The sequence below is a fragment of the Serratia sp. NCCP-200 genome (genome assembly GCF_059697885.1).
Map to the genome: position 1 here is coordinate 217,060 of NZ_BAAKUJ010000006.1, position 11,976 is coordinate 229,035.

Sequence of the window (11,976 nt, forward strand, 5' to 3'; positions counted from 1 at the left end):
GCCACGCACAGTTCAGGCCGTACTCGTCAACATCGCGGCGAGACGATGCCTTATATTCCAATGAACGGAATATCCGTATTTGCATAAAAAATTGGCTAGTCATTAAGTAGGGGTTCACATGCAGGGCACCAGAATTCGTCTTTTAGTGGGTGGGCTGCTGTTGGTTGCGGCCAACGGCAGCGTGCACGCTGAAGCGCTACAACCTGATCCTGCCTGGCAGCAGGGGCAGCTGAATAACGGTTTTTCTTGGCAGATCCTTGATACACCACAGCGCCCGAGCGATCGCGTTGAGTTAAGGTTGATGGTCAATACCGGATCGCTGGTGGAATCTGCCCAGCAGATCGGTTTTGCCCATTTGTTGCCGCGTATTGCGATTACGCGCAGCGAGAGTTTTACCCAGCCGCAGCTACAGTCGCTGTGGCAACAGAGCGTGGACAGTGAACGGCCATTGCCGCCAGCCATCAGCTCTTATGATTTCACCATCTACAACCTGAGCTTGCCCAATAACCGCCCCGATCTGTTGAAAGAGGCGCTGGCCTGGCTGGCGGATACCACGGGTAAGCTGGCTATCGATGAGCCAACGGTAGAAGCGGTGATGAATGCCAATATGGATCCTATCGGTATCTTCCCGCCGGATCCCAAAGACAGCTGGTGGCGTTATCGCCTGAAAGGCTCAACGTTACTGGCACACGATCCGGGCCAACCGGTCAAGCGCCCGGTCAATATCGAGCAACTGCAGAAATTTTATCAGCAGTGGTATACCCCAGATGCCATGACGTTATACGTGGTGGGTAAAGTTGAAAGCCGCAGCCTGACCGAACAGATCAATAAGGCGTTCTCGCCTCTCCAAGGCAAGCGCGAAGCGCCGGCAACTATGCCAACCCTGACTCCACTGCCGCCGCAGCCGGTCAGTCTGATCAGCGATCAGGTGAAGCAGGATACGCTGTCGATCATGTGGGATACGCCATGGCATCCGATTCGCGATTCGCAAAGCCTGAGCCGTTACTGGCGCAGTGATATGGCCCGTGAAGCCCTGTTCTGGCACATTCAGCAGGTGCTGCAAAAGAGCGAGCAGAAAAACATCAAGCTGGGCTTCGACTGCCGGGTGCAGTATCAACGCGCCCAGTGTGCGATCCATCTGAATTCACCGAATGATAATCTGAACAGCGGCCTGGCCTTTATTGCTCGCGAATTGGCTAATGTGCGTAACAACGGCCTGTCTCAGGATGAGTTCAATGCCTTGCTGGCACAGAAAACCGATCAGTTGAGCAAACTGTTTGCCACCTATGCCCGCACCGATACCGACGTGCTTATGAGCCAGCGTCTGCGTTCACAGCAAAGTGGCGTGGTGGATATCGCTCCGGAGCAATACCAGAAGCTGCGTCAGGCCTTCTTGTCGTCGCTGACGCTGGAATCGCTGAATCAGGAACTGAAGCAGCAACTGTCGCAGAATGCCACCTTGGTGCTGTTACAGCCGAAGGGGGAGCCGGAGATGAATATGAAGCAGCTCCAGGAAACCTATAACGGCATCATGGCGCCAGCACCGGCCGTGGTGAGCGAAGAGCCAAAACCGGCGGACGCGGCTACTACAGCACCGGAAGCCAGCGCACAGTAATCATTGACCCCTCACCCCAACCCTCTCCCACAGGGAGAGGGGGCTGGTCCGGTGTTGTGGTCAAGTATTGTGATCGATCTGTCCCTAGGTAAAAGGGGCCTGAATTGGTGCCGTGATCGTTCAATTCCCTACGTAAAGGGAGCTGATTGGGTACTGTGGCGAGGTAATTCGCTGTAACTGATAGCTAGCTCGATCGGTCCCCTCTCCCTGTGGGAGAGGGTTAGGGTGAGGGGCCTAGTTGCGATAAAGTACCTTGATGATGTGATAGCCGAACTGGGTTTTCACCGGGCCATAGGGCTTGAGCAACGGGATGCTGAACACCGCCTTATCGAAGGCTGCGACCATAGTCCCCTTGTTGAACTCACCCAGGGAGCCGCCGTTGCGCTTGGACGGGCAGCTCGAGTATTTGCGCGCCAGCGTATCAAAGCTGACGCCGCGCTTGAGTTTGGCCAACAGTTCGTTGGCCAGTGTTTCGTTATCCACCAGGATGTGCAGCGCGCTAGCGGTCTTTGCCATCTTAATAATCCAATCAGTCGTGTAGAATTTACCGCCATTATACCTGTTAAATCTGTTCGGTGCTTTCTGCTACAATCCTTCTCCCCAGTACTCCAATATTGAGCAATAAAGCGCCATGCGATTAAACCCCAGCCAACAACAAGCCGTCGAATTCGTTACCGGGCCTTGCCTGGTGCTGGCCGGTGCCGGTTCCGGCAAAACGCGTGTGATCACCAATAAAATCGCCCACCTGATCCATCAATGTGGCTATCAGGCCCGGCATATTGCCGCCGTAACCTTTACCAACAAAGCGGCGCGTGAGATGAAAGAGCGTGTGGCGCAAACCATGGGGCGCAAAGAGTCGCGTGGCCTAATGATCTCCACTTTCCATACGCTGGGGCTGGAAGTGATCAAACGCGAATATGCCGCGTTGGGGATGAAGTCCAACTTCTCGCTGTTTGACGATCAAGACCAGCTCGCGTTGTTGAAGGAATTGACCGAGAAGTGGCTGGAAAACGATAAGACTCTGGTGGCACAGCTGATCTCGACCATTTCCAACTGGAAGAACGATCTGGTGGATCCGCAACGGGCAATGGGGCTGGCGCGCTCTGAGCGGGACAAACTGTTCGCCCACTGCTACGGGCTGTATCACGATCACATGAGGGCCTGTAACGTCCTGGATTTTGACGATCTGATCCTGCTGCCCACCTTGTTGCTACAGCGTAATGAGGAGGTGCGTGAGCGCTGGCAGAACCGTATCCGCTACCTGCTGGTGGATGAATATCAGGACACCAACACCAGTCAGTACGAACTGGTGAAACTGCTGGTGGGTAACCGCGCACGCTTTACCGTGGTGGGGGATGACGATCAGTCGATCTACTCCTGGCGCGGTGCTCGTCCGCAGAACCTGGTACTGCTAAAGGAAGATTTCCCGGCGTTGCAGGTGATCAAGCTGGAGCAGAACTACCGTTCCAGCGAACGTATTCTGAAGGCCGCCAACATCCTGATTGCCAACAACCCGCACGTCTTTGAAAAACGCCTGTTCTCCGAACTGGGCTACGGCGAAGAGTTGAAGGTGGTCACGGCCAACAATGAAGATCACGAGGCCGAGCGGGTGGTGGGGGAACTGATCGCCCATCACTTTGTGAAGAAAACCAATTACGGCGACTATGCGATCCTCTATCGCGGAAACCACCAGTCGCGTGTGTTTGAAAAAATGCTGATGCAGAACCGCATTCCGTACAAGATTTCTGGCGGCACCTCGTTCTTCTCGCGTCCGGAAATCAAGGATTTGCTGGCCTATCTGCGGGTTTTGACCAACCAGGATGACGACAGCGCCTTCCTGCGTATCGTCAACACGCCGAAGCGGGAAATCGGCCCGGCGACGCTGCAAAAGTTGGGGGAGTGGGCCAACCAGCGTAACAAGAGCCTGTTCCACGCCAGCTTCGATCTTGGACTGGGCCAGTATCTGACAGGTCGGGGGCTGGAGTCATTGCAGCGTTTCACCCATTGGATGGAAGGCATCATCCAGATGGTGGAACGTGAGCCGGTGGCAGCGGTGCGCGATCTGATCCGCGGCATTGACTATGAAAGCTGGCTGTTTGAAACCTCGCCCAGCCCGAAAGCGGCCGAAATGCGCATGAAAAACGTCAACACGCTGTTTGGCTGGATGACCGAGATGCTGGAAGGCAACGATCTGGACGAACCGATGACGCTGACCCAGGTGGTCACGCGCTTTACGTTGCGTGACATGATGGAGCGCGGCGAAAGCGATGAAGAGCTGGATCAGGTACAGCTGATGACTCTGCATGCTTCCAAGGGGCTGGAATTCCCCTATGTGTTCCTGGTGGGGATGGAAGAGGGGTTATTGCCGCATCAGAGCAGCATTGACGAGGATAATGTCGATGAAGAACGGCGTTTGGCCTATGTGGGGATCACCCGCGCCCAGAAGGAGCTGATTTTCACCCTGTGTCGCGAACGTCGCCAATACGGTGAGTTGGTGCGGCCGGAACCCAGCCGTTTCCTGTTGGAACTGCCGCAGGACGATCTGGCCTGGGAGTCGGAACGCAAAGTCGTTAGCCCGCAGGAGCGGATGGAGAAAGGCCAAAGCCATTTGGCCAGCGTGAAGGCGATGTTGGCCAAGGCCAAGGGCGGTAGCTGAGGTTCGGGGCGGGAGAACGCCCTGTTGCTATTATTCATTACGTAAAGTATCTACGTAGGCTTGATAGACATAGCTTTTACCTCTCACTCGACCTGTAGTTTCCACCAATATCCCCGCATTCTCTAGTGCTTTAATAGCCGTGCTCGCTGTAGGAAACGTGACATCTAACTCTGCCTGGGCTCTTTCTACCGTTAATTTTGGCATTGTTGGTAGTAATTCAAAAAGACGCAACGTTTGTAATGTACTGGATGCCGTATCGAGAACTTTTTTCCGATCGGCAGCAATCAGCGAGGCTATCTGAATGATGCTCTGTTGTGCTTCCCCAGCGGCAATTTCAACGCCTTCAAGGAAGAAAGATACCCAAGACTCCCAATCACCATTTCTCCTTGTTTCAGATAAACAGCGATAATACTCAGCCTGATTGGCCTTCAGATATCCTGATACATACAATAGTGGTTCAGGCAGAAGCTTCCACGTTTCGAGTAACATGGCAATCAACAGACGACCTATGCGTCCGTTACCATCAAGAAAAGGGTGAATGGTTTCGAACTGGGCATGTATCAGCGCTATCCTCACCAACGGGGGTAATGTTGGTTGCTCGTCGTGAATAAAAAGCTCCAGCTCTGCGAGTAAATTGGTAATTTCCTCTGGAGGAGGAGGGACATACGACGCGTTACCTGGCCGCGTGCCACCAATCCAGTTCTGACTGGTTCGTACACTACCGGGTTGCTTATCCGTACCCCGAACACCAGCCAGAAGAACTTTGTGGGCTTGTGTTAGTAACCGGACTGATACAGGTAATCCTGTTGGCGAGAGTATCTGCTCACGCACAAACTTGAATGCTTGCAGGTACCTGGTGACCTCCTCAACATCATTCACATTTGTTACGGCCAGCCCTGCTTCCTCATCAAAAACGTCTGTCAGTGTTGCCTGTGTCCCCTCAAGCTGGGAGGTGAGTAAAGCTTCTCTACGTATTGCACTGTAAATTAACCATTCTCCAGATGTAACCAGACCGGACATAGCCGATAGTCTAGCTAAAGCCAATTCAGCTCGATTATTCAGTTCCTGATAGGATTTGGCAACAATGGGCGGAGCAGTTGGTGGTAAAGGCGCTGGTACGAAGGCATTGACTGTTTCCTGATGACTCTGAGTTGTCACAAATCGACCAGAAATACGCTTCATTAAAACCCCCTTTAATAAGATTGTGTGTTATTAAACTATTCTTTAATAACATAGGGAGTCATTAAAAGTCTCTTTAATTAGCCTTGTTACCACGCTACCTCTTAGGACGAAGCCAGCCATTGAGTTGCGCTTTCACATAAAACGGTTAAAGAGACTGTTGCAGAAAAAGGGGGGGAATGCTCTTAGGACTGCTCTTCCAAAAACAGCGGCCAGTGGGCATAGCTCTGCCAGTGGCTTTCCTGATCCAGCGCCTCTGCGCGCAGCGGATGTCGCTCTAACCAGCCGCGCGGCAAAATCACATGCAACTCTTCATCGTTGGCACGCAGGCGTACCGCGGGCAGGGTATCGTCACGGCGGCGGCTGGCAAAGATGATGGCCAGACGTAACAGACGACACATGCGCTGTGCCACGCGGGGTGGCACGGCGTTCTGTTGGCTCAGCAGCGGCAGATCGAGGGCATTGCTCTGGTTTTGCAGCAGGGTGGCTAACAGTTTTTTCTGCGCCGGGGTAAAGCCGGGTAAATCAAGATGGCTGACCAGATAGGCGGCGTGTTGAGGAGCCTGTTTGAAATCGACGCTCAGGCCAATTTCGTGGATCAGGCAGGCCGCATGCAGTAGCTCACGACATCGCGTATCCAATTGCCATTCGTTGGTGGTCTGCAGACAGAAGTTTGCGGCCAACTGGCTGACGCGTTCGGCCTGCTCGATATCCAGCAGGTAACGGCGTTGCAGATTACGTAACGTGCGGCTGCGGATATCCTGCTCGACCGGCAGATGCAACATGCCATACACCAGCCCTTCGCGCAGAGCGCCACCGGCCAGCGTCATGCTTTCAATGCCTAACTCTTGGAAAATGGCCAGCAGTATCGACAGGCCGCTTGGGAACACCAAAGCACGTTCCAGCGTCAGCCCTTCGATTTCCAGCTCTTCCAGTTTGCCACACTGAATGGCTCGTTGTTTCAACTGCCGCAGCTTGGGCAGGGTAATACGTTCATCCATCCCCTGCGCCACCATGATTTCCTGTAGCGCTTGCACGGTACCGGAAGCGCCGACGCAAATCTGCCAGCCATGTTGACGAAGTTGTGGGGCGATCGGCCGTACCATTTCACGCGCGGCCTGTTCGGCGGCTTCGAAGTTATCCCGCTCCAGATTACGATCGCTGAAGAAGCGTTCGAGCCAGGTGACACAGCCCATTGAAAGGCTATACAGCTGCGCGGCCTGCGCCCCTGTACCTACGACCAACTCCGTGCTGCCACCCCCGATATCGACCACCAGACGCCGATCCGGGCCGCCTGTGGTATGGGCAACGCCGTGGTAAATCAGGCGGGCTTCTTCTTCGCCGCTGATGACCTGAACGGGGCAGCCAAGGATAGTTTCGGCGGTTTGCAGGAATTCGGCTGCGTTATTGGCCAGGCGCAGCGTTGCGGTGGCGACGACCCGAATTTGATCGCGCGGGATATCCTGCAGGCGTTCCGAGAACAGCCGCAAACATTGCCAGCCGCGCTGCATAGCTTCCTGTGACAGGTGATTGTGCTGATCCAGCCCGGCCGCCAGGCGCACTTTGCGCTTGATGCGAGCCAGTGTCTGGATACTCCCAGCCACCTCACGTACCACCAACATATGGAAACTGTTGGAACCCAGATCGATGGCGGCATAGAGGGTGCTGGAACCTGGCATAGTCGTCTATTAGCCCGAACGTTTACGGTTGTTACGCGGCGCACCACCACGACGTGGCGCGGAAGAGTTACGGCGTGGGCCGTTGTTGCCACGAGGGCGCACCAGGCGCTTCGGTGCTGGCAGGTCGCTCAGCAGCGCATCGCTGTTGTACTTGCTCACAGGAATGCTGTGGCCGGTATAAGTCTCGATGGCTGGCAGATTCAGCGCGTACTCTTCACAGGCCAGGCTGATGGAGTGACCGCTTTCGCCCGCGCGGCCAGTACGGCCAATGCGGTGCACGTAGTCTTCACAGTCGTCCGGCAGATCGTAGTTGAAGACGTGAGTCACCAACGGGATATGCAGGCCGCGTGCGGCGACATCGGTGGCGACCAGGATATCCAGGTTACCCTTGGTGAAGTCGTCCAGAATACGCAGGCGTTTCTTCTGCGCCACGTCGCCGGTCAGCAGGCCTACGCGGTGACCGTCGGCAGCCAGATGGCCCCAGATGTCTTCACAGCGGTGCTTGGTGTTGGCGAAGATGATGCAGCGGTCCGGCCACTCTTCCTCGATCAGCGTCTGCAGCAGGCGCATCTTTTCTTCGTTGGAAGGGTAGAACAGCTCTTCCTGAATGCGGTGGCCGGTTTTCTGTTCCGGTTCAACTTCCACATATTCGGCATTGTTCATCTGCTCAAAGGCCAGCTCGCGTACGCGATAGGACAGGGTGGCAGAGAACAACATGTTCAGGCGTTGATCGACCGCAGGCATACGGCGGAACAGCCAGCGGATATCTTTGATAAAGCCCAGATCGTACATGCGGTCGGCTTCATCGAGCACCACAACCTGGATAGCACCCAGATCGATATAATTTTGTTTGGCGTAGTCGATTAAACGGCCGGTGGTCCCCACCAGAATATCTACGCCGCTTTCCAGCACTTTCAGCTGTTTGTCGTAGCCATCACCGCCGTAGGCCAGGCCAAGCTTCAACCCGGTAGACTGCGACAGCGCTTCTGCATCGGAATGGATCTGCACCGCCAGTTCACGCGTAGGCGCCATGATCAAGGCGCGCGGCTGGTTGGTCTGGCGACCTTCTTTCGCCGGGTGGGACAGCAAATAGTGAAAAGTAGACGCTAAAAATGCCAGCGTCTTTCCGGTACCGGTTTGCGCCTGACCTGCAACGTCGCGCCCACTGAGGGTGAGCGGCAATGCCAACGCCTGGATGGGCGTGCAGTTGTGAAACCCTTTTTTCTCAAGGGCTTCAAGGACTAACGGGTGCAGGGCGAAGTCGGAAAACTTCTGTTCGGTCAAGTGTGTTTTGCTCATAGTGTGGTAGAATATCAGCTAACTATTGCTTTACGAAAGCATATCCGTTGAAATAAAAGCGGTGAAATAAAATCACCTGAGTTGGTTTGATGCTACACCAACAAGGTAGACCTAATCCTGTGGAGTAGAACATGAGCGATAAAATTATTCACCTGACTGACGACAGCTTCGATTCCGATGTGCTGAAAGCCGAAGGGCCAATCCTGGTCGATTTCTGGGCTGAATGGTGTGGTCCGTGCAAGATGATTGCTCCGATCCTCGACGAGATTGCCGAAGAGTTCGCCGGCAAGCTGACCATTACCAAACTGAACATCGATCAAAACCCGCTTACCGCGCCTAAGTACGGCATCCGCGGTATCCCGACGCTGTTGTTGTTCAAGAACGGTGAAGTGGCAGCGACCAAGGTCGGCGCGCTGTCCAAGGGCCAGCTCAAAGAGTTCCTGGACGCGAATCTGTAATTAGGGCGGGAAGCCCCGTGACGGGCGTCTGGAGGGGGATTTTCATTCACCGCTAGACGCCTGCCAAGAAGCGTGTTAAGTTTAACCATACTGCATTCTGAACTTGCCATAAGTATTAAATCTAAAGAGTCTGAATCTAAGCATTACTCTACGTTGAACCATCGGCACTAGCATTTTACTGTGAACCGAGCCCGTGTTTTGACGATCAAGCGGTTTTACAAAAAAATCAGTTTTAAGGCACCTTCGATCTTAAACCGTCAGCGTGTGCGCCCCAGCTAAGCCATTTCTTACTGCGGTGGCCCAGCAGCCCGGCGATCGAACGTCCAGTAACAGGCACGCATACCCTATGAATTTCACGTTGTAGCTTGAAAGGTTATGGGTATAACACGCTGCCATACCATTCACGATACTAGTTCGAGACACACCCCGAGTTTAAGAACCCCCACTATGAATCTTACCGAATTAAAGAATACGCCGGTTTCTGAGCTGATTACTCTCGGCGAAAATATGGGGCTGGAAAACCTGGCCCGCCTGCGCAAACAGGACATTATCTTCTCTATACTCAAGCAACATGCGAAAAGCGGAGAAGATATCTTCGGTGATGGCGTGCTGGAGATATTGCAGGATGGATTTGGTTTCCTCCGTTCCGGAGACAGTTCCTACCTCGCAGGCCCCGACGATATCTACGTTTCTCCCAGCCAAATCCGCCGCTTTAACCTCCGCACAGGTGACACCATTTCCGGTAAGATTCGTCCGCCAAAAGAAGGCGAGCGCTATTTTGCCCTGTTGAAAGTTAACGAAGTCAACTACGACAAACCGGAAAACGCCCGTAACAAGATCCTGTTCGAAAACCTGACGCCGCTGCACGCCAACTCACGTTTGCGTATGGAGCGCGGCAACGGCTCTACCGAAGATCTGACGGCTCGCGTACTGGATCTGGCAGCGCCAATCGGCCGTGGTCAGCGTGGCCTGATTGTGGCACCGCCGAAAGCCGGTAAAACCATGCTGCTGCAAAACATTGCGCAGAGCATCGCATACAACCATCCAGACTGCGTGCTGATGGTGTTGCTGATCGACGAACGTCCGGAAGAAGTGACCGAGATGCAACGTCTGGTAAAAGGCGAAGTGATCGCTTCTACCTTCGACGAACCCGCATCCCGCCACGTACAGGTTGCCGAAATGGTGATCGAGAAGGCCAAGCGCCTGGTCGAACACAAAAAAGACGTGATCATCCTGCTGGACTCCATCACCCGTCTGGCGCGTGCCTACAACACCGTAGTACCTGCCTCAGGCAAAGTGCTGACCGGTGGTGTGGACGCCAACGCCCTGCATCGTCCGAAGCGCTTCTTCGGTGCGGCTCGTAACGTTGAGGAAGGCGGCAGCCTGACCATCATCGCTACCGCACTGGTTGATACCGGTTCGAAGATGGACGAAGTGATTTACGAAGAGTTTAAAGGTACGGGTAACATGGAACTGCATCTGGCGCGTAAAATCGCCGAGAAGCGCGTGTTCCCTGCTATCGATTACAACCGTTCCGGTACGCGTAAAGAAGAGTTGCTCACCACCTCTGAAGAACTGCAGAAGATGTGGATCCTGCGCAAGATCATTCACCCAATGGGCGAGATCGACGCGATGGAGTTCCTCATTAACAAGTTGGCGATGACCAAAACCAACGATGAATTCTTCGACATGATGAAACGCTCATAAATAAGTAAAATATTCGAGGAACGCCACGCCTAGTCGTGGCGTTTTTTGCTTTTGGCGGATACGATAAGTAACAGTAAAGGAAAGTAAGTTATTTTTGTGACTTATTGAGAACTTATCTTATTTGCGCCAGTTTTTGCATTAATGCGTTGAAGCAAGACACGTTTTGGGCATTGATAAGTGTCTATGTCATAGGAAATGACTGAAAGGTCGCTTGGTCATGTGGCGCGGTTTTTTACCCATGTTAAGCTGCCTCATCTTCTTCAGAGATTTGTTAACCGTGAACTTACTCACCATGAGTACTGAAATTCTTTTTGTTTTTCTGTTTTCTCTGGCTTTTTTATTTGTTGCTCGCAAGGCAGCAAAACCTATTGGTTTGGTTGATAAGCCTAATTATCGCAAACGTCATCAGGGGCTGATCCCGCTGGTGGGTGGGATTTCTGTTTACGCTGGCATCTGCTTTGCCTTCCTGATCACCGACCAGACGATTGCGCACAGCAAACTCTATCTTACCTGCGCCGGTGTCCTGGTCTTCGTCGGGGCGCTGGACGATCGCTTCGATATCAGCGTCAAGATCCGCGCCACCATTCAGGCACTGGTCGGCATCGCCATGATGGTGTTTGCTGGCCTTTATCTGCGCAGCCTCGGCTATGTGTTTGGTGGCTGGGAAATGCAGTTGGGGCCGTTTGGCTATTTGGTGACGCTGTTTGCCGTTTGGGCGGCGATTAACGCCTTTAACATGGTCGACGGTATCGACGGCCTGCTCGGCGGCCTCTCCTGCGTGTCGTTCGGCGCGATGGGGATCCTGCTGTATCAAGGCGGCCATAGCGAGCTTGCCTTCTGGTGCTTCGCGATGTTGGCGGCCATTGTTCCCTATATTCTGCTCAACCTCGGCATCCTTGGCCGTCGCTATAAGGTCTTTATGGGTGACGCCGGCAGTACGCTGATCGGTTTTACCGCCATCTGGCTGCTGGTGCAAAGCTCGCAAGGGCCAAACCATCCGATCAAGCCGGTCACCGCGCTGTGGATTATCGCCATCCCGCTGATGGATATGATTGCCATCATGTATCGCCGTCTGCGTAAGGGCATGAGCCCATTCTCGCCAGACCGTCAACACATCCACCATTTGATTATGCGAGCGGGCTTTACGCCTCGTCAGGCTTTTGTGCTTATCACCTTGGCCGCAGCGCTGTTGGCGGCGGTTGGCGTGATAGGCGAACGTCTGACTTTCATACCTGAATGGGTTATGTTGGCATTATTCTTGCTTGCATTCTTCTTGTATGGCTATTGCATTAAACGTGCATGGCGGGTCGCGCGTTATATCAAACGTCTCAAGCGCCGTCTGCGAAATGCAACGAACAATAAGCAAGTACCTTAACCTGAGGC

General features: G+C 53.8%; 9 protein-coding genes. 5 read left to right on the forward strand and 4 right to left on the reverse strand.

Features of this window, described 5'->3' with window-relative positions; translation table 11 throughout:
- The first annotated feature begins 118 nt into the window (after positions 1 to 118).
- Entirely contained in the window at positions 119 to 1,615 is a 1,497-nt protein-coding gene (locus AC6HVW_RS19670) for a M16 family metallopeptidase (RefSeq protein WP_071681729.1), read from the forward strand.
- A 234-nt stretch (positions 1,616 to 1,849) separates the two neighbouring features.
- On the opposite strand, the gene ppiC is transcribed toward AC6HVW_RS19670, so the two are convergent.
- The gene (gene ppiC, locus AC6HVW_RS19675) at positions 1,850 to 2,131 is read right to left on the reverse strand and encodes a peptidylprolyl isomerase PpiC (RefSeq protein WP_021181563.1); all 282 of its coding nucleotides are present in this window, start codon (positions 2,129 to 2,131) and stop codon (positions 1,850 to 1,852) included.
- Between the two features lie 115 nt (positions 2,132 to 2,246).
- On the opposite strand from ppiC, the gene rep reads away from it, so the two are divergent.
- The gene (rep, locus tag AC6HVW_RS19680) at positions 2,247 to 4,271 is read left to right on the forward strand and encodes a DNA helicase Rep (RefSeq protein WP_497569646.1); all 2,025 of its coding nucleotides are present in this window, start codon (positions 2,247 to 2,249) and stop codon (positions 4,269 to 4,271) included.
- A 30-nt stretch (positions 4,272 to 4,301) separates the two neighbouring features.
- Here the strand turns inward: rep and AC6HVW_RS19685 are convergent, their stop codons facing one another.
- The 3 genes from AC6HVW_RS19685 to rhlB form a co-directional block, all read right to left on the reverse strand.
- Positions 4,302 to 5,453: a Fic family protein gene (locus AC6HVW_RS19685; RefSeq protein ID WP_071681733.1), complete on the reverse strand. Its 1,152-nt coding sequence runs from the start codon at positions 5,451 to 5,453 to the stop codon at positions 4,302 to 4,304.
- 182 nt (positions 5,454 to 5,635) lie between these two features.
- Positions 5,636 to 7,129 (reverse strand): exopolyphosphatase, encoded by a 1,494-nt coding sequence (gene ppx / locus AC6HVW_RS19690; protein ID WP_186486906.1) that lies wholly within the window; start codon positions 7,127 to 7,129, stop codon positions 5,636 to 5,638.
- Between the two features lie 9 nt (positions 7,130 to 7,138).
- Positions 7,139 to 8,428 carry an ATP-dependent RNA helicase RhlB gene (gene rhlB / locus AC6HVW_RS19695; RefSeq protein ID WP_024484189.1) on the reverse strand — a complete coding sequence of 430 codons (1,290 nt, stop codon included), beginning with the start codon at positions 8,426 to 8,428 and terminating at the stop codon, positions 7,139 to 7,141.
- Between the two features lie 131 nt (positions 8,429 to 8,559).
- Here rhlB and trxA point away from each other — a divergent pair, with 131 nt between their 5' ends.
- From trxA to wecA, 3 genes are all read left to right on the forward strand, one after another.
- The gene (gene trxA / locus AC6HVW_RS19700) at positions 8,560 to 8,886 is read left to right on the forward strand and encodes a thioredoxin TrxA (RefSeq protein ID WP_021181559.1); all 327 of its coding nucleotides are present in this window, start codon (positions 8,560 to 8,562) and stop codon (positions 8,884 to 8,886) included.
- Positions 8,887 to 9,333: 447 nt separating this feature from the next.
- Positions 9,334 to 10,593 carry a transcription termination factor Rho gene (gene rho, locus AC6HVW_RS19705; protein WP_021181558.1) on the forward strand — a complete coding sequence of 420 codons (1,260 nt, stop codon included), beginning with the start codon at positions 9,334 to 9,336 and terminating at the stop codon, positions 10,591 to 10,593.
- Between the two features lie 277 nt (positions 10,594 to 10,870).
- A complete protein-coding gene (gene wecA, locus AC6HVW_RS19710) occupies positions 10,871 to 11,968 on the forward strand; it encodes a UDP-N-acetylglucosamine--undecaprenyl-phosphate N-acetylglucosaminephosphotransferase (protein ID WP_024484187.1) in 1,098 nt (365 codons plus the stop codon).
- The last annotated feature ends 8 nt before the right edge of the window (positions 11,969 to 11,976 follow it).